This is a genomic window from Pseudoduganella danionis, from assembly GCF_009720775.1.
Taxonomy (GTDB): Bacteria; Pseudomonadota; Gammaproteobacteria; order Burkholderiales; family Burkholderiaceae_D; genus Rugamonas; species Rugamonas danionis.
This window is the reverse complement of sequence record NZ_WNKW01000002.1, coordinates 449,915-470,671: the sequence shown is the minus strand read 5'-3', so window position 1 is coordinate 470,671 and position 20,757 is coordinate 449,915. Positions and strand designations below refer to the sequence as shown.

The window sequence follows — 20,757 nt, the reverse complement described above, 5'->3', positions numbered from 1 at the left end:
CCGCTTGCGCGGCTGCTGTTGAAGCTCAGCTAATTAGTGAGCGAAGATCCAGACGGTGGTACCGCGCATGTCGATCTGGTTCATGGCAACCGAACCGAAGGAAGCTGCGTTGTTGCCCATCTTGATCGAATCAACCGACACGTTCAGGTAGTGGCCGTCAGCAACCACGCTCGATGGGATAGCGATCTGCACAACATCGCCGCCGGTCGCAGCATTGTAGAAGGTGCCTGGGTTGGTCACGCCAGCAGCGCCAGCAGCGGCCAGGAAGGAGTTCTTCGACAGGATATCGATGTTAGCGGCGATCAGACCGTTAACTTTGATACCGTTGAAGCTTACCGAACCGCCGCCCATACCGTTGGCGTCCAGAGCGTCCGTATCGGTGTAGGTGAAGGAATTGATTTTGATGTTCAGGTTAGCAGCGATCGATACGCCGTCCTGACCGCTTACGGTGCTCAGCTCTGCGTCTTGGATTGGGGTCATGGCCGATGCCGAGAAAGCCACGGTTGCCAGGGCTGCTGCGATTGCGGTTTTGAAGAATTGCATTGTAAGTCTCCGTTTATGTTGTGAACCAATATGGTTGTGTTTTTGTTTTCTTACTTGTTGTGCTGCTAAGCCATCTTAGGGCCGCAGCTTTATTACCGTCTAGCTTGCTACACTGACCTGACAGGCCAAGCTACAGACCCGTCAGGCCAGTTCGTTGCGTTGCTCAGCTAGATTAGTGTGCGAAGATCCACACGGTGGTGCCGCGCATGTCGATCTGGTTCATCGCAACCGAACCGAAGGAGGCAGCGTTGTTGCCCATCTTGATCGAGTCGACCGACACGTTCAGGTAGTGGCCGTCAGCTACCACGCTTTGTGGGATAGCGATCTGAACTACGTCGCCGCCGGTGGCTGCGTTGTAGAAGGTACCTGGGTTGGTCACGCCAGCAGCGCCAGCAGCGGCCAGGAAGGAGTTCTTCGACAGGATGTCGATGTTAGCGGCGATCAGACCGTTCACTTTGATACCGTTGAAGCTCACCGAACCACCACCCAGACCGTTGGCATCAACTGCGTCGGTATCGGTGTAGACGAACGAGTCAATCTTGATGTTCAGATTGGCAGCGATCGACACGCCGTCCTGACCGCTAACGGTGCTCAGTTCTGCGTCTTGAATCGGGGTCATGGCCGAAGCCGAGAAAGCGAAGGATGCCAGGGCTGCTGCGATTGCGGTTTTAACGATTTGCATTTGTGATCTCCGGTTTGTGTTGGTTTTGTAATGTGGGCTCACGTTCCTCAGGTCCTTCCTAGCCTCCGGGTAGGAGTTTCGGGGTGCACTGCTTGGTGCGTGAAATCTTAATATTTGGCTATTAAGTGATTCCATCTTAAAAGTCCTGTTGAACAACGGTCTATCTTTTCACGCTGACCCAAAAAGCCAACGACTTGACCTTGAGAGCCATTGAGAGTGAGAGCAATGTTGCAAATAAGTTGTCCCTGCTACCACAGCATGTGTCGAAAAAGTCTAGAGGTACATTTCTAAAAAATTGCATGCCTCACGGAACCGATGCGTGCGTTAATGGCATCAATAAAAAACCGCGAACGCTTAGTGCCCAATAAAAGCACGGTCGTTCGAATAAGCAAAGATGGAGACTACATGACACCAGCAATGGGGCGCCAGACGCCCCGGGGCCTCGCTCACTCTGCGCCCCGGAAAAACCTGTTTCACGCGCGGGCCATGCGTGTGCACCGCACGCTCTGCGCGCGCGCAAGCCGGGCTGGCTGATCATGCTGATGATCCTGCTCGGCGTGCTCGCGGCCGTCATCGGCGGTGGCGGTCTGATCGAACGTCATACGCCGCAAGACCGGCCTAACGACCAGTACGAGATGCCGCAAACCCTGCTCGGCGGAGGCAGCTATGTGCAATCGTTCAAGTCGGAACCGTTCTCGGAACTCAAGTACCGCCACATCGTGCGCCAGGCGTTCGACTTTAGCTGCGGCTCGGCCGCGCTGGTCACCATCCTCAACTACCACCTCGGCGTGATGGTCAACGAACAGCAGGCCATGGAAGGCATGCTGGAAAAAGGCGAGAAGGAAAAAATCATCGAGCGGCGCGGCTTCTCGCTGCTCGACATGAAGCGCTATGTCGGTTCGCTGGGCCTGTCCGGCGCCGGCTTCCGCGCCGAAATCAAGGATCTGATGGCCCTCAACGAACCGGCTATCGTGCCGATCGACTATGCCGGCTTCAAGCACTTCGTCGTGTTGCGCGGCATCCGCGACGGCGTGGTATTTCTGGCCGATCCTTCGGCCGGCAACATGGTTTTTTCAGTGGAAGAATTCGCCCGCTGGTGGGACAAGAACACGCTGTTCATCATCTCCCCCGCGGCCGGTCAGCAGCCGGTAGCAAAGATGGCGCTGACCGATCACGAACTTGGCGTCACGGACATGGACCGCGTCACCAACAAGGGCCGGCTGGATGGCCCTATGAGCAACTCGGCCCAGCAGTTACTGCGGGCTGTCAATTCGGGCGCCGCAGGTACCTGGATGCACCGTAACTAAACCCTCACAGCTACCGCAGCGCCACGCCCACTCTCACAAGGATGACCACCATGAAGTTCCCGCTCGCCCGCCCGCTCGCCCTCGCTCTCGCCACCGTGTTTGCCATCCCGGCATGGGCCCAGCTCGACCCCACGCCACCCGCACCGGCACCGGGCGCCGCACCAAGCACGCCAGCGCCCAGCAGCGATGCGGCACGCGATGCACTGGCCAAGAAAGAAGGTGAAGGCGATCAGAGCGCACTGCTGCAGCAGACCCTGACGGCGGTCGACAAACAGTACTCGCTGATCCGCCGCAAGCAGATTGCCGTAACCTATGACCTGACCTATTCCTACGTCGGTGAAGAGCGCATCGTTACCGATCTGGCCAACGGCAGCACCACTTTGTTCAACATCGAGAACACCAGTTCGCACAGCGTCACCAACACCTTCTCGGTCGACTACGGCCTGCTCGACAACTTGACCGGCAACGTCACCATGCCGCTGATCTCGCGCTACTCGGACAACAACCTGTCCAATGGCGCCTCGAATTCGCTGGGCGACCTGTCGCTGGGCGCACGCTGGCAACCGTTTGAAGCCAAACGCGACCGCCCCGGCCTGACCATGACCAGCAATGTGCGCCTGCCCACGGGCCGTAGCCCGTTCAAGATTATCGCCGGTAGCGGCGAAGCCACGGGCAGCGGCGTGGCCGCTGTCACGGGCGGTTTGAGTGTCAACCGCATCGTCGATCCGGTCGCTCTGTTCGGTTCGCTGAACTTCACCGTCAGTGCACCGGCTAAAAATCTGTGGCAAGTCAACGGCACGCGTATCCTGACCCGGGTACAGCCGGGCAAGACGCTGGGCTTCGGCATGGGCTTTGCCTACGCACTGTCGTATGGCATTTCCACCACACTGTCGTTCCAGCAAGCCATCTCGGCCGGTTCCAAGCTGCGCTTTGCCGACGGCCTCGAAGCCAAGACCCATATGCAGACCTCGAGCATACTCAACATGGGTCTGGGCTACCGCATTTCGCCCAAGACCACCATCAATCTGTCGGTGGGCATAGGCTTGACGCCGGATTCGCCGAACATGACGGTGGGCATGAACATGCCGCTCAACTTCTAAGCCTGACCGGATCGCGCCGCCATGTTGCCGCACTTCGCCAGCGTCCCCACCAGCGCATGGGCCTCTGCACGGCCCCATGTACGCCTGCGTCCGGCCGCACTCGCCGTGACGGGCGCGCTGGCCGCCATCTGCGGTAGCCTGTGGCCGCAAGCCACCCAGGCAGCGCTGACGGAAAACCTCACCACCAGCGTGGTCGCCATGTCGCTGGGCAATGCCGTCACGGCCGATCCGCCCGGCATCGCATCTATCCATTTCAATCCAGCCGGACTGGCCAGGCTGACCGGCGATAGCGAAAGCATCCACAATTTCGTCGCCTCGATCCGCACCTCGGCGGCGCTCACGCCGGGGCCGAATTTCGACATCGGCGGCTGGCGCGACGATCCGCTGTCGAACACGCGCACCGGCCCGGTACGCCAGATCATGTTCGTGCCCGGTTACGGCGTGCCGGGCTGGCGCCTGCCGGCCGTGGCCGTGCCCGGTGTGGGCATGGCCTGGAACAAGGCCGGTTCGCCATGGACTTTTGCCACCGACAGCTATATGTCGCAGGCCATGAGTCTGGACCGCACCACTGATCCGAATGATCCGGGCCAGTACCAGGGCCGGCAGGAACAGATCCAGCGGCTGGTGTATCTGTCGCCATCGGTGGGCTATAAATATTCCGACACGCTGCGCTTCGGTGTCTCCGTGCCGATCGCCCACGCTGCTTTCGTGGTCGATACCAATATGCGTTTCCCCAACGAGCTGCTGGGCGTGTTCGGCCAGTTGCAGAAGGGCTGGTGCCCTGAAGATGGCGGCAACATCATCGACGTGCTAGGCCTGGGCGTGTGCGGCGGCGGCAAGGATGGCATGGTCAGCCCGTTCAAAAAGGCCGCCAATATGCGGCTCGAAATGACGGCGCCATTCGATCCCACCATCAATCTGGGAGTACTGTGGGAACCTAATCCGCGCTTCGCGCTCGGCGTGGTATATCAGGGCGGCTCAAAAACCCATTACACGGGCTACTACCAGTTCGACACGGAGCCCATGCTGCGTAACTTCGTACGCGGCATGAACGCCAGTCTGCTCGGGCCTATCGCGGGTGCCACGCTGGGCTTCCCGAGTTCGATACCGGCCACGCAGAAGGGCAATATGAGCGCGATTATTCCCTTCCCGTCGCACTTACAGGTCGGCATCAAACTGCGCCCCATCAATCTGCTGCAGCTCAATGTCGATGCCAGCTATGCGCGCTGGAGCGAGTGGGATGCGCTGCGCTTCCAGTTCGACCAGAGCATCAAGCTGCTGGAAGTAGCGCGCCTGTACGGCATACCCGATTCGGGCAAGCTGGTCATCCCGCGCGGCTACCGCAGCCTGGTCAATTTCGCCTACGGCGTGCAGCTATTCCCGATGGACCGCCTGACGCTGCGCTTCGGCTTCGAGCCGCGCAAAACCTCTGTGCCCAACGACAAAATCGACTTGCTGGCACCGCTGCCCAACACCAAGCTGCTCAGCGCTGGCCTGAACTTCAAGGTCAACAAGAATCTGGACATCAGTGTTACGGGCTCGTATATGAAAGGCCGCTACAACGTGCCTGCCAATACAGACTGCAACCTCAATTGCAGCAACTTCCTGAACATTATTTATAACCCCTATGCCGGACAAAACGTCAACGGCGATATCCACGTGCGCTATGTCGGATTTGAAATCAACAAGCGTTTCTGATTGAACAAGGAGCAAACTATGAGCACACCCATCCTCACCCGCAGCCTGCTGGCTCTCGCACTGAGCGCCATCTGCGCCGGAGCCTTGGCCGCACCGGCCGCACCGTCCAAGCAAGCCCTGGTCGAACAGGTACTGAAGTTATGGAATCCGGACACCATCGGCCAATCCATGCTGCAAGTACCGGTTGCCGACGCCGTGCAGCAGGCCCGCGCCATGCTGCAGGGCCGTGCCGCGCCGGAAAAACGCGACGCCGCCATGGTCGACATTGTCAACGAAGCCAAGGCCTTCATGGCCGAAGCCACGCCGATTACCAAGGCCAGCGCCGACAAACTGATACAGGCCAAGATAGCACCGCTGATGGCAGAGCGCTTCAGCGAAGAAGAACTGCGCCAGCTCATCGCAATCCTGGAATCGCCCGTGAAAAAGAAGTTCGAGAGCATGCTGCCGGAGATGCAGAAGACGCTCGGTGAAGGCGTAGCGGCCGATACGCGCGCCGTGATCGACCCTAAACTGCAAGGCCTGAAAGAGAAAATCGGCCTGCGTCTGCGTGCTGCGGTAACGCCATGAGTTACTCGTCCGCCCTGCATCTGGTGCGTGGCGTCAAATCGCGTCTGGCCAGTTCCGGCGTAGCGGCAGATGCACTGTTTGCCCAAGCCGGCCTGAGTGAAGGCGAAGGTCTGGCCTGCGATGCACTGACGCTGTCCGACAAATTAAGCCATCTGTGGGAACTGGTGGTGGCGCAATCGGGCGATCCCCTGATCGGCCTGAAGATCTCCTCGCCGCACCGGCTCGGCTGGCTCGGCGTGATGGGCCACATCATGCTAGTCTCGCCCACGGTACAGAGTTCGATCGAGCGCTGCCACGGCAATACCCGGGTCGGTCTGGTGCTGCCCGGTGCCCAGCGCGTGGTGCCGCAACAACGCTACGACTTCGTCTGGTGCGTGCTGCTACGCTCGCTGCGCTGCGCCGCCGGCCGCGATGATATCGCCCCCGTGGTGGTGGAATACACCTTCCCCGAACCGGCTAATGCCCACGTTTATCAGGAGACCTTCGGCTGCCCCGTCAAGTTCAATATGCCGCAGAACGTGATGGAGTTTTCCGATACCGATCTGGTGATGGCGCTGCCGGCCAATCCGCCACTAGCAGCCGGCAGCGGCGCGCCCGTGCTGGCGTCGCTGGCCAAGGCCGAGCCGCCCACCTTCAGCGCCAAGGTACAGGCCCTGCTGGCCAGCCTGCTGCCGAAAGGCCCGCCCCATCGCGACGATGTGGCGGCCCAGTTGATGATGAGCGAACGCACCTTGCAGCGCCGGCTGGCCGAAGAAGGCACCAGCTTCACCAATCTGGTGGACGATACGCGACGCGAACTGGCGCGCCAGTCACTGAGTTGCGGGGAATTGTCACTAAAGATGCTAAGCTTCCAGCTCGGCTTCTCGGAACCGAGTGCGTTCTACCGCGCCTGCAAGCGCTGGTTCGGTATGGCGCCTTCGGATATCGTGCATCTGGCCCATCAATCGGGGCAGGAGCCGGAATCGCTACAGGCAGGCTTGCCGCGCAAGTCGGCATAAAAACAACATCAGGAGAACAGCGATGGGATGGTTGTCGAATACACAAAATAAATCGATGCTGGGTCAGCTGCTGGTTAAACAGAAGCTGATTACGGAAGAACAGCTCGCGCATGCAATTGAAACCCAGCGCAAGACGGGCCAGCGCCTCGGTGATATTTTTGCCGAGCTTAACCTCATCACCCAACAGCACATCGAAGACGCTCTGCGCAAGCAGCGCCGTCTGCGTATGGCCGCCGCCATCGCCACTTCGCTACTGGCGCCGCTGGAAGGCTATGCGGCGCAAGCCCTGCCCTCGCTGGCGGTCGGCACGCCCGTCATGCTGAGCAAGGACCAGCGGGGCATGCAGATCAACGAGCGCCCCGGCCTGCAAGCCATGAGTGAAGAAGAACTGGGTGAGACTTCAGCACAAGGCCTCAGCGACCAGTTGGTCACCGCCGTCAAGGACGCCAAGCACAACGGACTCGAAGTGATAGGCGACATGGCCAAGATCGTCAATCCTGTGCTGGGTTTTCTCGAAGCCGATACCAGCATGAAGAATGTGGTCTACGATCCTAGCCGGGCCACCGCCACCATCAACAAGGATGGCTCGCTGACGCTGGCCATGCCATCGTCTATCGGTGAAATCAACTTCGATAACATCCGTGTCAAAGGTTCGGAAGGGCCTAGCTTCGGCAGCATCGCCATCCGCGGCATCGACCTGACGGGCACCACCATCACCGTCTCGTTCCACCACTAAGGCCGCCGCAACACCAGCGGTAGAAACAACAACGGCGGACAGTATCGACTACTGTCCGCCGTTTTTTACGCCCGCTGCTGCGGGCTCACTGCTTATTTCATTGCTTATTTCTTGTTGCGCGGCTGGGCGAAGGCATCGCCAGCTTTCCACTCGGGCAGCTTGGCGCCGTTGGCAATCACGCGGCCCAGATTCAGCGTGTACTGTGCCGTCTGCACCATGCCCGACAGATCCCAGCTAGCGTCGTATTCATCCGTCACCTGATGGTAGCGCGGACCATAGGCTGCGGCCTTGGCTTTGGCGGCTGCCACGTCCTTGATGTAATCGCGGCCCGATTCGATCGAGAAGGCCGGTACACCGTTTTTGGCGAAGTTGAAGTGGTCGCTGCGGAAGTAGCCACCAGCCAGATCCGGCTCGGCATCGGCGATACGCATGCCCATGGCCTTGGCCGTGGTTTCGGCCAGCTTGCCCAGTTCCGTGCGCTCGCTGCCCTGGGTACCGATATCGCGCGTGGCGCCGACAAAGTTCAAGCTATCCAGATTCAGGTTGGCCGCGGTTTTCGCCAGTGGCCACAGCGGTGCTGCCGCATACGCTGCGCTACCGAGCAGGCCCTGTTCTTCTGCCGCTACCCACAGGAACATCTGGCTGCGCTTGGCCGGCACACGGATGGCTTCCTGTGCCATCGCCAGCAGGGCGGCCGAACCGGAAGCGTTATCCACCGCACCGTTGAAAATCACATCCTTGCCGCCGGTAGCATCGCCCTGCTTGCCCAGATGGTCCCAGTGTGCGCTATAGATCACCACTTCGTCTTTCAGTTTCGGATCCGTGCCCGGCACCACGGCCGCCACGTTGAACTGCTCGACCTTGCGCACGGCAGCCTGCATGGTGCCGGTCAGCTTGGCGGCCAGCGGCACAGGTTTGAAGTCCTTGCGCTCGGCGGCAGCACGCAGCGCATCGAGATCCTGACCGGCGGCAGCGAACAGCGCCTTGGCCGTGGCTTCCGTCATCCAGCCTTGCAGCTGGGTACCCAGCGTGCCGGCCGCCAGTTGGAAGCGCTCTACGCCGGACCAGCTATTCTGGATCACGCTCCAGCCATACGAGGCGGAAGGCGTGGTGTGAATCAGCAGCACACCGGCTGCGCCCTGACGGCGCGCTTCTTCGAATTTATAGGTCCAGCGGCCATAGTAGGTCAGGCCTTTGCCGTTGAAGCGGTTAGGCTGTTCGGCAGTCGGCTGCGGGTCATTGACCATCATCACCAGCGTTTTGCCCTTCAGGTCCATGCCCTTGAAATCGTTCCACTGTTCGTCCGGCGCAGTGATGCCGTAGCCGACGAATACCAGCTCGCTATCGAAGCTGTGGGTGGCCGTGGCATCGCCCGGCGCAAACACCCAGTCGTCGCCGAAACGGGCAGGCAGCGCCTGGCCACCGGCCTGCAGCGCCAGCGTGCTGGCGGCAGCGTCGGTCTTCACACCGGCAATCATCACGGACTGGCGGAAGCTGTCGCCATTGCCCGGCTTCAGGCCCAGTGCCTGCGACTGCGCTTCGAGGTAGGCAACCGTCAGGTCCGCACCGCGCTGGCCCGTGCCGCGGCCTTCCAGCACATCACTGGCCAGAAATGCCAGATGGGCGCGCAGCGGCGCTTCCTTGACGACGGCGGCACCGTTGGCGCCAGCATGAACAGGGAATGCCAACGCCAGGCTCATAGCCACGGCGGAAGCAAGATAGGAGGGGGTCATTTTTTGCATGATTTCCTGAGTTCTTAATTGTAGTGGGCGGGCTGTGTATTTTGCTGCGCAATTTTGCCGCGCGTACATTGTAGACCATCGCCGCGCTAAAATGGCGGCATGACAGACCGCCCATCCTATATCGGCCGCTTCGCGCCCTCACCTACCGGCCCCCTGCATCTCGGCTCGCTGGTGGCCGCCATGGCCAGCTATCTGGACGCGCGCGCCCACCATGGCCAGTGGCTGCTGCGCATCGAAGACGTCGACGGCGACCGCAATGTGGCCGGTGCCGAACAGCACATCATCGCTTCGCTGCAGCGCTGCGGCATGCACTGGGATGGCGAGATCACGCGCCAGACCGAACGCACAGCGCTGTACGAACTAGCTTTGCGCCAGCTCGGGGATCTGGTCTATCCGTGCGGCTGCTCGCGCAGGGAGATCGCCGATTCGCAGACCAGTCTGCGCGGCAAACAGGCGCAGAACCTGATCTATCCGGGCACCTGCCGCAACGGTCTGGCAGCAGGCAAGAGCGCACGCGCGCTGCGCCTGAAAGTGCCGACCGAGCCGCACTGTATCATTGCCTTCGACGACCGCTGGGCCGGCCATCTGAGCCAGGATCTGACGGATGAAGTGGGCGACTTCATCATCCGCCGCGCCGATGGTTACTGGGCTTATCAGCTCGCCGTGGTGGTAGACGATGGTGCGCAAGGCATTACCGACATCGTGCGCGGTGCCGACCTGCTCGACTCGACCCCGCGCCAGCTGTATCTGCAGCAGGTACTGGGACTGCCCCAGCCGCGCTATCTGCATGTGCCCGTCGTGTGCAATGCGCACGGCGACAAATTATCCAAGCAGACCGGCGCCACCGCCTTCGATCAGGGCGTGCCGGCCGAACAACTGCTGCAGCATGCGCTGCTGCCGGCCGCGCGCTTCCTCGGTCTCGATCTGCGCGCCGCCAGCATAGACGAGTTCTGGCAGGTCGCCATTCCCGCATGGGCGGCGCTGATCCGGCTGTAAGCTGCGCTACACTGTCGCCATGGAAGTCGAACTCAAACTCCTGCTTGCGCCGGAACACCATCAGCAGCTACGCCAGCATCCCTTGCTGGCGGGGCTGGCGACGCGCACCCAGCCACTGCTGGCGCACTATTTCGACACGCCCGACTTGCATCTGCTGCGCCACGGCGCCGGTCTGCGCGTGCGCAAGGAAGATGGCGTCTGGGTGCAGACCATGAAGGCCGGCGGCAGCGTGCAGAATGGACTACACCAGCGCAATGAATGGGAAGGCCCCGTCAGCCGTCCATGGCCGCAACTGGGCAAGCTGCGCAAGCTGATTGGCGACGATGCTCACTGGCGGGACGTGCTGGCGGCGCCGCACTTCAAGCAGCGGCTGGAAGCCCTGTTCGCCGTCGTGGTCGAGCGCGAAATCTGGCAGCTCGACTATGCGGGCAGCCAGATCGAACTGGTGCTCGATTGCGGCCACATCGAACGCCATGGCCAGCAACTGCCGCTCAATGAAATCGAACTCGAACTCAAGCAGGGCAAGCCGGAACACCTGTTTGCACTGGCCCTGCAACTGCTGGAACACTTGCCGCTACAGCTCAGCAACGTCAACAAGGCCCAGCGCGGCTATAGCCTGTGCCGCCAGACGGGCACACAGGCCCACCACGCCCGCACACTGGTGCTGCCGGCCGATGCCACGCTCGATGCAGCGCGCCATGCCATCCTGTTCAACTGCCTGCAGCAGGTGCAGGACAACGAGCCGGCTGTAATTCACAGCGACCATGCGGAAGCGCTGCACCAAATGCGCGTCGGTGTCCGTCGCTTGCGCTCGGCGCTCAAGCTATTCCGCAGCGTGGCGCCCTGCCCGCGCCAGCTCAAACAGGACTGGCGCTGGCTGGCGCAGCTACTGGGTAAGGCACGCGACTGGGAAGTGCTGGGCAGCGCCACGCTGGCGCGCGTGCAGGCCAGCCCCGGCGGCCCGGCTGGCCTGCATGACCTGCCGGCGCTGGTACAGCAGCAGGTGGCTACACATAGGCAGCAGGCCGCGCAGGCTTTGCTCTCGCCGCGCTATACGCGCCTGCTGCTGCAGATGGGACACTGGCTGCTCACCGGCGCAACCAGCAGCAGTGCTGCAGCCATGCAGACCAAGGGCGCGCGTATCGACGCCGCGCAAGCTGACGCCACGCACGGCATTGATGAGGAAGCCAACACCAGCGCAGCCGAGTTCTCGCGCCACACCATGCGGCGCCTGCGCAAGACCTTGCTGAAACGGGCCAGACGCATGAGCGACACGGATGCAGCCAGCATCCACCGCACGCGCATCGCGGCCAAGCAGTCGCGCTATGCGCTGGAATTCTTCCATACACTGTATCGCGGCAAAGCCTTGCGCAAATATCTGGCCACGCTGGAAGCTACGCAGGAAGCGCTGGGCCAGCACAACGATCTGGTGGTGGCCGACCGCCTGCTACAGCAACTGGGCGCCGGGCATCCGGCTGCAACGCCAGCCGCACGCCACATCGCTTTTGCACGCGGCTACCTGCGCGCCCTGCAGGCGAAACTGCCAACCGATCTGCACGCCGTACAGGCAGGCCTGCGCGAGCTGCCGCGCTTTTAATGGCTGCCAGTTCGCGACTAGTTAGCACCCTGCAGTATCGGGTACAGCGAGGCTACCAGCGCCAGCGCCATCACCACGTTGAAGATGCGTACCGAACGTGCATCCTGCAGCACCTGCCGCATGGCCACACCGAACGACGCCCAGGCGCCCACGCAGAAGATGCCGATCAAGCCAAACACGCCAGCCAGCATGGCCACATCGAGCACCTTGAAACCGGCCGGCAGATAGGTGGTCAGCGCGCCGATTGCCATCACCCACGCTTTCGGATTCACCCACTGGAAGGCCGCTGCGGCAAAGAAGCTCATAGGCTTGCTGGTGCTGGCCTCGCCCGCACTCATGGGCGCCGCATGGGCCAGTTTCCACGCCAGCCATAGCAGATAGGCAGCGCCCGCATACTTGAGCACCACCTGCAGCATGGGCACTTGCTGAAATACCGTGTGCAGGCCCACGCCGGTGGCGAAAATCATGAAGGTAAAACCGCTGCAGATGCCGAACAAATGCGGCAGCGAACGGCGGAAGCCGTAGTTCAGTCCCGAAGCCAGAATCATGGTGTTATTCGGGCCGGGTGTGATGGAACTGATGGCAGCAAACGTGCACAGGGGCAGGAATAATTCGATGGACATGGTGCGATCCGGTAGTGTCAGGGAGTTTTTATTGTAGGGAGGATTAGCGGATCTGTACCAGTACACTTGCTCAAACACTTGGCAGGGGTGTACTGGCCGTTTGGCCGACACAAAACCACCGCACCGTCGTCCGTATCAGCTGGCCGCTGCCACGCGCTTGCGCTGGCGCCCCAGCAGCTTGTAGTAGCCTTCCAGCTCGCGCCGCACCAGTTCCTGCCCGTGTTCGATCACAAAGTCCTGAAACGCTGCCGCCACTTTCGGGATGGGCTGGTCCGTCAGGTGCATGATGTGCCAGTCCGCTTCCACCGGCTGGGCCGGCGTGGGCAGCACGGCCAGCAGGCCTGCTTCGAATTCCAGCCCGCAGGCGTGCACGGACAGAAAACCTACGCCCAGTCCCGCCGCCACCATACGCTTGATCGCCTCGTTACTCGATACTTCCGAACCAAATTCCAGCGGGTGGCCCGCTTCGCGCAGCAGCCGTTCCACGGCCGTGCGCGTACCCGAACCCCGTTCGCGCACCAGCAGGTTGGCGCCTAGCACATCGTTGAGCGTGAGCTTTTTCTTCTTCATCAAAAGGTGGTTCGGGCTGGCCACAAACGCCATCGGGTGGCGCGCAAATTTGGCCGCATTGGTACGCAGTTCGCGCGGCGGCGTGCCCATGATGGCCAGTTCGATTTCATGGCGCGCCAGCATCTGCACGATTTCAGCGCGATTTCCCACCTGCAACTTCAAGCGCACATCGGGACGCTCCAGCGTGAACGGTACCAGCATGGGCGGCAGCAAATGCTCTGCCGTGGTCACGGCGCCTATGCGCAAGGTACCACTGGTCACGCCCTGCAGCGCAGCCAGTTCATCGCCGGCCTGCTCCCACAGGCGCAGTATGCGTTCCGAGAATGCCACCATCACTTCACCGGCGGCCGTGAGCTGGATATTGCGCCCCACCTTGCGCGTCAACGCCATGCCTGCATTCTCTTCCAGTGTGCGGATTTGCAACGAAATCGCCGGCTGCGTCACATGCAATGCGTCCGCCGCCCGCGCCACGCTTTCGTGCCGCGCTACCAGTACCAGCGCCTGTAACTGGCGAAAACTCGCAGGATACATAAGACATTCCTTATTGATTATAGAAAAACTCTAATTTTTCTTTACTTCATTCTACCTCTATATTCAAACCATCCACTGCCTACTAATCTTTTTGCGAGCCCACCATGAGCATAGACGTGATATTCCTCGGTCTGGACGGCGTACTGTTCGACACCGAAGCGCTGCACCTCGCCGCCTGCAACGCGGCCTTTGAGAACGCCGGTCTGTCGGTCCGCTGGTCGCTGCCGGCACTGCGTGCCGCTGCCGCAACGCACGGCTATGCGCGTGCAATCGGCGCCGCCATCAATGGTGAGGTATTCGCGCGTGACAAGGACAAGGTCGCCGCGCTATATGCCGACAAGCACCGCCATTTCCATCAGGCCATCACGGCCCAGCCGCAGAAAGCCCTGCAGGCCGCCATGGTGCTGATCGACGACGCCATCAGCGCGGGCGGCAAAATCTGCATCGTGACCGACCTGCCGGCCCACTCCACTTCGGCCCTGCTCACCGGCTGCTTCGGCGCCGACGTCAACAGCCTGTTCACCGTGGTTTCGGGCGGCGCGTCGTTCGAAGGCCCGGCCGGCACCGGCCCGTATGCGCACGCACTGGCAGCCATCGGCATTGCGCCACAGGATGCCATCGCCATCGACACCGCCGTACCGGCCCTGCAGGCAGCCAAGGAACTGGGCCTGTGGACCGTCAGCGTGGCACCGTATGGCAACGAAGTGGTACGTCCGCCGCAGTTCATCACCTTCGATGCGCTCAGCGAACTGCAGGCCAGCCCCTACACGCCGGACCAGCAGGCGTTGCAGGAACTGGCCGCGTAAGCCGCTACCGGAGCGCGCCGCTCCGGCCTCCGGCGTCGCCCCTGCGGCGACGCGGGGATAAGCTCGCCCCGAAGCTGCGCCAGCATGGCAGCAACACCGTATAATGCAAAGCCACCATTACCGTGCGAGCCCTGACATGACACCAGCCTCGATCCAGCTACTGGCGCAATACAACGCCGGCATGAACCAGCAGATGTACACGGCGGCAGCACAACTGCCCCATGCAGAACTGGTAGCCGACCGCAAAGCCTTCTTCGGCTCTATCATCGGCACCATGAACCACCTGCTGGTGGGCGACACCATCTGGCTGCGCCGCTTTGCCGGCCATCCGGCCGCCTACAGCACCCTGGCCCACTTGCTGGAACAGCCGCCCGTGAGCGGCCTGACGCAAAGCTTTGGCGACGACCTGCCTGCCCTGCTGGCACACCGCCGCCGCTTGGACGCGCTGATTCTCGACTGGTCGCAGCAGGTCACGGCCGAACATCTGGCTCAGGCCTTCGCCTACCGCAACATCAAGAACGAAGCCTTTTGCAAGCACTTCGGCAGCCTGGTACTGCACTTCTTCAACCACCAGACCCACCATCGCGGCCAGATCAGCACCCTGCTGTTCCAGGCGGGTGTCGACGTGGGCGTGACCGACCTGCCGGCATGGATACCCATGATGGCAGAAGGCAGTAGCCAGGCATGAAGCTCGCCGTCTACAGTGCCCAGCCCTACGACCGCCGCTTCCTCGACGAAGCGCGACAAAACTTCGCCGGTGGTGGTGTCGATGCCGTGTACTTCTCCGACGCGCTGACGCTGGACACCATCCCCCTGGCGCAAGGCTGCACTGCCGTCTGTGTGTTCGTCAACGACCAGCTCGATGCTCAGGTACTGGCGGCGCTGCATGCGAGCGGTGTGCGCGCCGTGCTGCTGCGCTGCGCAGGCTTCAACAATGTCGATCTGCAGGCCGGCCACGCGCTGGGCCTGTTCATGGCACGCGTGCCCGCCTATGCACCGGAAGCCGTGGCCGAACATGCGCTGGCCATGGTGATGACGCTGAACCGCCACACCCACCGCGCCTATGCCCGCGTACGCGAAGGAAATTTCTCGCTCGACGGCCTGCTCGGCATGACGCTGCACGGCAAGACGGTAGGCATCGTCGGCGCCGGCCAGATCGGCGCGGCAGCGGCGCGCATCTTCCATGGCATGGGCTGTCAGGTGCTGATCAGCGATCCGATGCCGCTGCCTCATCTGGCCGCCGTGGCGCGCCACGTGGAACTGGCCGAACTGCTGGCCAGCGCCGACATCGTTTCGCTGCACTGCCCGCTGATGGACAGCACACGCCATATGATCAACGCTGCCAGTCTGGCCCGCATGAAAACGGGGGCCATGCTGGTCAATACGTCACGCGGAGGCCTGATCGACACTGCCGCCGTGATCGAAGCACTCAAATCGCGCCAGCTCGGTGCGCTGGCCATCGATGTCTACGAGCAGGAGGCCAGCCTGTTCTTCCACGACCATTCGAGCGACATCATCGCCGACGACGTGTTCCAGCGCCTGCTGACCTTCCCTAACGTACTCGTTACCGGACATCAGGGCTTCTTCACCATCGAAGCCATGCGCGAAATCGCCAGCGTCACATTCGACAATCTGGCCTGCTACATCCAGCACCGTCCCTGCCCCAACCTGCTACCCGCAGGGATTGCGGCGACCTCCGCGGCCCCTACCCCGGCGGCCAGCCCTGCTACAACGTCTGCGCATACCGAAGCGGCATCGATCGCGCCGAAAAAGTAATCGCAAGCCAGCGGCAATGCCGCTAACATCGTCCGTCGCGAGATTGCCGCCAGTGCGCTATACTGCACTGCAGCAATCCGCGTTTTAACAGCTTCGTACTCGCCGGGGAAGGCCATGTCTCTCGCTTACCGTAGTAACGCCGATTTCGCCAGTCTGAATCACGCCATGCGGGTGCCGCTATCGGCGGAAATCCACTCACGCCCTTTCCTGCAGTTGCAGGCGCCGGAAAGCCTGACCCATTTCGCCCTGTACGTAAAGCAGGAGCAGCCTTCGCAAAAGCAGCATCGCGGCAGCCAGCACGCCATCCTGCAGCAGCTATGCATGCACTACGGCGTGGCCGTGCCACATGCGCAGGCGCGCTACTTCTTCCACGATTTCGGCCAGTTCCGCCTGAAGTGGGAGTGCCACACCGAGTTCGCCACCTATACTTTCGTCGAACAGGGTCAGCCTGATACGCCTTGCGATCTGGCCGTGCAGCACACGCCGCTGCAGCAGGTGCCGCAGGAATGGCTGGCCAGCCTGCACGGCAAGATCATCGTGGCGGCCCATGTGCTGCTGTGTAAAGGCCGCGCTGACGACGATACCAGCACGACCACCATCCGTTCGCTGTTTCAGGGCAAGTCGCTGGTGTGCAGCAATGTAGGCAGCGGCGCCGAAGTCTGGACCGACTTCCTGATTCAGCCCGATGGCTTCAGCCGCTTCGTGGTGCGCGACCTGCAGCTACGCGAATATCAGGCCGGCCGTCTGGTCGGCCGTCTGCTCGAAATCGAAACCTACCGCATGATGGCGCTACTGGGCCTGCCGCAGGCGGAAGCCACCCAGCCTGAGCTGAACAGCATCGAAAACGAACTGGCCGAGCTGACTGCCTTGCTGGTGCAGAGCGACCAATCGGACGCACCGGCGCCGGCGACGCCCGAAGATCAGGGCCTGCTCCACCGCATCACCAGTCTGGCCGCGCGGTTGGAAAAAATCTCGGTGAATAACAGCTACCGCTTCGCTGCGTCGCAAGCGTATTTCAGTCTGGTGCAGGCACGCATACAGGAGCTGCGCGAAGTGCGCATCGAAGGCATGCCCACGCTGGCCGAATTCATGGGACGGCGGCTGGCACCGGCCATGCACACCTGTACCTCGGTGGCGCGGCGGCAGGAAACGCTGGCCCAGCGTATCGCCCGCAGCAACGACCTGCTGCGCACCCGCGTCGGCATCGAGCAGGAACGCCAGAACCGCAAAATACTGCAGTCGCTCGATACCCGCGCCGCCCAGCAACTGCGCCTGCAGCAGGCGGTGGAAGGCCTGTCGGCCGTGGCGATTTCCTATTACACGCTGGGGCTAATCGGTTACGCGGGCAAGGCAATGAAGGCGGCCAACCTGCCCATCAATCCGGATGTCCTGACCGGCATCGCCGTGCCGCTGGTAATCACCGGCGTGTGGCTAGGCTTGCGCCGCCTGCACAACCGGCTCACTGGCCACAGTGCTAGGAGTTCGGCTGTAGCGGCGCCTCAGGGCCACTAGCAGCGGGATTGGCTGCCGCTACGGGCGGCAGGTCGAAGCGCTGCGCCAGAAAACCGGCGATGCGCTGCTGGGTGCTTTCCAGGTACGGAATATTCAGGTGATCGGAGTCGGGCACGATTTCGTCCGCATGTAGCTGGCCCAGTTTTTCCACCAGCAGGTCGGTATGGCTATGCGGTACCACATCATCCTGTTCGGCGCGCAGCACATAGGTGGGCGCCTTCAGGTGGTGCGCATATTTGACCGACTCGAAGCGGTGGCGCAGCACATACTCCACCGGTATGGCCTTGAACTTGCGTTTGGCAATCGCAAGGATGGAATCGTAAGGCGTAATCAGCACGATGGCATGGGCATCGCGCTCCATCGCCACCTGCACGGCCACGCCGGAACCGAGACTGCGTCCCACCACGGCGATGCGTTTCGGGTCGACATGATGGCGCTCGGCCAGCCAGTCGTACAGCATGCGCCCATCGTCGACGAAATGGGTTTCGGCCGGATCGCCATGCGAATCACCGTAGCCGCGATAGTTCATAGCCAGCACCGCCATGCCGGGGAACAGCTTGCCCGCATCGCGCGCCACCCACGACACTTCTTCCGAGCGGCCGCCGAAATAGATCACGGCCGGATGGGGGCCGTGGATGGGCGGCGTCATCAGCCAGCCGGACAGCCGCGTGCCATCCTTGGCGCGGATCACCACGGGACGCGTGCGGTGCCCGCTGCTGTAAGGGCGCAACACTTCGCGCTTGCTGCCCAGAGGGTTGAACAGCAGGCGTTTCTGGCTGGCCGCCACGGCAGCCGTCAGCCCTACCCACAGCACGCTGGCGATACCGGCCAACCCCGCGACTTTTTTCGTATGTTTCATGTAACAGCTAGCTTCCTGAGGACGACTGTTGCAGCAGATGAGGCAGTGTAGCCGTTTTCACAAGTGCCACCACCATGCCGGTATAATATGCGGTCTTTTTTTCGACCCTGTCCGAGTATGAAACCTGCTGTCGTACTGCTGCATAGTTCCATGAGTTCCAAAGCCCAATGGGGCGAGCTGGTGTCGCAATTATGCGACGGCTACCGCTGCATCGCCGTCGATCTGCTCGGCTACGGCAGCGCACCGTTTCCGGCCGAGCTAGGCCCAGAATACCGCCACACGCTGGCGCACGAGATCGACGCCGTCAATGCGGCCATTGCGGCCCATCTGCAACCGGGCGAAGCTTTCCACCTGATCGGCCACTCATATGGCGGCGCTTCGGCCCTGCACATGGCGCGCCGCATGCCGGAACGCGTGCTGTCGCTGACCGTGTTCGAGCCGGTGGCCTTCCACCTACTGCCGGAACAGCACCCGGCGCGCGCGGAAATCGTCGCCGTAGTCGAGCGCATCAAGGCCTGCACCGAAGCGCAGGACGCGACCCGCATCTTCATCGATTACTGGAACCGGGCCGGTTCCTTCGATGCCGCACCGGCCGCCGCACAGGCCAAAATGGCCGGCATGATCGCCAAAGTGAAGCGCGACTTCGAAGCCCTGCTGGGCGAACCGGCCACGCTGGAAGATCTGGCCGCGCTGACCATGCCGGCACTGGTGATGTCTGGCCTGAGCAGCCCCGCGTCCACCCGTCTGCTGGCGGAACAACTGGCGCTGGCCCTGCCTAACGCGACCGCGCTGCAGACGCGCGGCGGCCACATGGGGCCTATCACCCACGCGGCAGTGGTCAATCCGGCCATCATCAGCTTCCTCAGCGACGCCGAAATCACGGCGGGCTAAATGTCAGCGGCAAGACCAGCCGGACCAGCCTAAACGCGCCCTAGCGGCGCGTATGCAGCGCCAGCGAAGTGATTGCGCACTCGCCATTCAGTTCACGGGTCAGCATGAACTGCACCGTACCGTGCTTCTCCGACTGCGCACTAAACGACTCGGCCAGATAGGAGCGCGACTCCTGCTGGCGCCCCACCAGCAGGCGCTTGCTTGCACCGGCAGGGAATTTGACCAGTGGCTGCAACTGGCTAAGTCCGCCCGTCTCGTGCAGCACTGCGCGCAGGCCGGCGGCCAGTTCGGCAGAACTCTGCGCGCCGCCCGCCACCATCAGCCCGGCCAGATTGTCGGGCGATTCGCCAGCTATCAGGCGCGCCGCAAAACGATGCAGGCAGCTCATGCGCATATCCTTGGCCCCCCCCTCCTCAGCCTGCGCCGCCAGCGGGGCAGCCGCTGCCAATGCCGCCATCAAACACAACCGCCCGAACCACTTGTGCTGCTCCATACAACTCCTGTTGTTAAATTCTTGCCGACGCGCTTATTGACCTGTCAGATTGCGGCGTCTGCTCAGGCCATACCATTCCTGCAATGGCGCGCAAAGCCGTCGCCGGAGCGCTGCGCCAGCCGTTCCAGATAGGCCGCAACGGCCGGATAGTCGGGCCGCTCCATCGGCGTGCTGTTCCAGCGATTGGCCGACAGGCCCAGCACCACGTCGGCCAGCGTGAACTGCTCGCCTGTCACGTACATGCCGGTACGCTGTAGCTGACGCTCCAGTATGCCCATGTGGCGGTTCCAGTTGGCTATGCTGGCCGCCATGGCCGCCGCATCGGTATGCTGCGGGCTTTGCCGCACCAGCGCCATGAAGGCATAGCGCCACGAGTTATTCAGTTCGCCCGCCTGCCAGTCCATCCATTGCTCCACCAGCGCGCGCGCCGCAGGCTCCTGCGGCAGCAGATCACTGCGGCCATGCTTGCTGGCCAGGTAACGACAGATGGTGCTCGACTCCCACAGCGTGGTGGGTCCGTCGATAATCACCGGCACCATGGCATTCGGATTCAGCGCCAGAAATTCTGGCGTATCGGTCGCACGAAAACCCGAGCCCCAGTCTTCCTGCTCGTACGCCAGTCCCAGCTCGGCACAGGTCCACAGCACCTTGCGCACGTTGATGGAACTCGTCTTACCTAGTACTTTCAGCATCGGCCATTCCATTGAAAGTTTAAACAACCCAGCATACC

At 62.0% G+C, this 20,757-nt stretch carries 21 protein-coding genes; 13 read left to right on the top strand and 8 right to left on the bottom strand.

All coding sequences use genetic code 11. The features are described 5' to 3' along the window. Nucleotides 1–33: 33 nt before the first annotated feature. Together GM655_RS10240 and GM655_RS10235 are read right to left on the bottom strand one after the other, a co-directional pair. Entirely contained in the window at nt 34–480 is a 447-nt protein-coding gene (locus GM655_RS10240; protein ID WP_229632506.1) for a DUF6160 family protein, read from the bottom strand. Between the two features lie 235 nt (nt 481–715). Next, nucleotides 716–1,225 carry a DUF6160 family protein gene (locus GM655_RS10235; protein WP_155434562.1) on the bottom strand — a complete coding sequence of 170 codons (510 nt, stop codon included), beginning with the start codon at nt 1,223–1,225 and terminating at the stop codon, nt 716–718. Between the two features lie 536 nt (nt 1,226–1,761). Between GM655_RS10235 and GM655_RS10230 the strand changes: the two genes are divergently transcribed. From GM655_RS10230 to GM655_RS10205, 6 genes are read left to right on the top strand one after another with little or no spacing between them, the layout of a single operon-like run. Continuing rightward, nucleotides 1,762–2,532, top strand: a complete 771-nt coding sequence (locus GM655_RS10230; RefSeq protein ID WP_155434561.1) for a C39 family peptidase — start codon at nt 1,762–1,764, stop codon at nt 2,530–2,532. 50 nt (nt 2,533–2,582) lie between these two features. Beyond that, nucleotides 2,583–3,632, top strand: a complete 1,050-nt coding sequence (locus GM655_RS10225) for a transporter (protein WP_155434560.1) — start codon at nt 2,583–2,585, stop codon at nt 3,630–3,632. Between the two features lie 21 nt (nt 3,633–3,653). Further along, complete coding sequence (locus GM655_RS10220) at nt 3,654–5,330, top strand: OmpP1/FadL family transporter (RefSeq protein WP_155434559.1); 1,677 nt, start codon at nt 3,654–3,656, stop codon at nt 5,328–5,330. 18 nt (nt 5,331–5,348) lie between these two features. Beyond that, entirely contained in the window at nt 5,349–5,897 is a 549-nt protein-coding gene (locus tag GM655_RS10215) for a DUF2059 domain-containing protein (protein WP_155434558.1), read from the top strand. Next, nucleotides 5,894–6,895: an AraC family transcriptional regulator gene (locus GM655_RS10210; protein ID WP_155434557.1), complete on the top strand. Its 1,002-nt coding sequence runs from the start codon at nt 5,894–5,896 to the stop codon at nt 6,893–6,895. The genes GM655_RS10215 and GM655_RS10210 overlap by 4 nt, the downstream gene beginning before the upstream one ends. Before the next feature lie 55 nt (nt 6,896–6,950). Further along, entirely contained in the window at nt 6,951–7,631 is a 681-nt protein-coding gene (locus GM655_RS10205; protein WP_229632505.1) for a cyclic di-GMP-binding domain-containing protein, MshE-related, read from the top strand. Between the two features lie 104 nt (nt 7,632–7,735). Here GM655_RS10205 and GM655_RS10200 read toward each other — a convergent pair whose 3' ends face one another. After that, entirely contained in the window at nt 7,736–9,373 is a 1,638-nt protein-coding gene (locus GM655_RS10200) for a M28 family peptidase (RefSeq protein ID WP_155434555.1), read from the bottom strand. 99 nt (nt 9,374–9,472) lie between these two features. Here GM655_RS10200 and gluQRS point away from each other — a divergent pair, with 99 nt between their 5' ends. Both gluQRS and GM655_RS10190 read left to right on the top strand, forming a co-directional pair. Beyond that, complete coding sequence (gene gluQRS, locus GM655_RS10195) at nt 9,473–10,369, top strand: tRNA glutamyl-Q(34) synthetase GluQRS (RefSeq protein ID WP_155434554.1); 897 nt, start codon at nt 9,473–9,475, stop codon at nt 10,367–10,369. 19 nt (nt 10,370–10,388) lie between these two features. Further along, nucleotides 10,389–11,966: a CYTH and CHAD domain-containing protein gene (locus GM655_RS10190; protein WP_155434553.1), complete on the top strand. Its 1,578-nt coding sequence runs from the start codon at nt 10,389–10,391 to the stop codon at nt 11,964–11,966. 17 nt (nt 11,967–11,983) lie between these two features. Here the strand turns inward: GM655_RS10190 and GM655_RS10185 are convergent, their stop codons facing one another. Together GM655_RS10185 and GM655_RS10180 are read right to left on the bottom strand one after the other, a co-directional pair. After that, nucleotides 11,984–12,589 (bottom strand): LysE family translocator, encoded by a 606-nt coding sequence (locus GM655_RS10185; protein ID WP_155434552.1) that lies wholly within the window; start codon nt 12,587–12,589, stop codon nt 11,984–11,986. A 135-nt stretch (nt 12,590–12,724) separates the two neighbouring features. Then, nucleotides 12,725–13,690: a LysR substrate-binding domain-containing protein gene (locus GM655_RS10180; protein ID WP_155434551.1), complete on the bottom strand. Its 966-nt coding sequence runs from the start codon at nt 13,688–13,690 to the stop codon at nt 12,725–12,727. 104 nt (nt 13,691–13,794) lie between these two features. Between GM655_RS10180 and GM655_RS10175 the strand changes: the two genes are divergently transcribed. The 4 genes from GM655_RS10175 (at nt 13,795) to GM655_RS10160 (ending at nt 17,784) form a co-directional block, all read left to right on the top strand. Continuing rightward, on the top strand, nt 13,795–14,496 hold the full coding sequence (locus GM655_RS10175; protein WP_155434550.1) for an HAD family hydrolase: 702 nt from the start codon (nt 13,795–13,797) through the stop codon (nt 14,494–14,496). A gap of 136 nt (nt 14,497–14,632) precedes the next feature. Next, complete coding sequence (locus GM655_RS10170; RefSeq protein WP_155434549.1) at nt 14,633–15,184, top strand: DinB family protein; 552 nt, start codon at nt 14,633–14,635, stop codon at nt 15,182–15,184. Beyond that, on the top strand, nt 15,181–16,272 hold the full coding sequence (locus tag GM655_RS10165) for a 2-hydroxyacid dehydrogenase (RefSeq protein ID WP_155434548.1): 1,092 nt from the start codon (nt 15,181–15,183) through the stop codon (nt 16,270–16,272). Before GM655_RS10170 ends, GM655_RS10165 begins: the two co-directional genes overlap by 4 nt. A gap of 114 nt (nt 16,273–16,386) precedes the next feature. Further along, a complete protein-coding gene (locus GM655_RS10160; RefSeq protein ID WP_155434547.1) occupies nt 16,387–17,784 on the top strand; it encodes a DUF3422 family protein in 1,398 nt (465 codons plus the stop codon). Here the strand turns inward: GM655_RS10160 and GM655_RS10155 are convergent. Then, complete coding sequence (locus GM655_RS10155) at nt 17,747–18,643, bottom strand: alpha/beta hydrolase (RefSeq protein WP_229632504.1); 897 nt, start codon at nt 18,641–18,643, stop codon at nt 17,747–17,749. The genes GM655_RS10160 and GM655_RS10155 overlap by 38 nt on opposite strands. 87 nt (nt 18,644–18,730) lie before the next feature. Here GM655_RS10155 and GM655_RS10150 point away from each other — a divergent pair, with 87 nt between their 5' ends. Then, nucleotides 18,731–19,534: an alpha/beta fold hydrolase gene (locus tag GM655_RS10150; RefSeq protein WP_267874296.1), complete on the top strand. Its 804-nt coding sequence runs from the start codon at nt 18,731–18,733 to the stop codon at nt 19,532–19,534. A gap of 40 nt (nt 19,535–19,574) precedes the next feature. Here GM655_RS10150 and GM655_RS10145 read toward each other — a convergent pair whose 3' ends face one another. Further along, the gene (locus GM655_RS10145; protein ID WP_155434545.1) at nt 19,575–20,027 is read right to left on the bottom strand and encodes a hypothetical protein; all 453 of its coding nucleotides are present in this window, start codon (nt 20,025–20,027) and stop codon (nt 19,575–19,577) included. Between the two features lie 62 nt (nt 20,028–20,089). After that, complete coding sequence (locus GM655_RS10140) at nt 20,090–20,719, bottom strand: glutathione S-transferase family protein (protein WP_155434544.1); 630 nt, start codon at nt 20,717–20,719, stop codon at nt 20,090–20,092. Nucleotides 20,720–20,757: the final 38 nt, after the last annotated feature.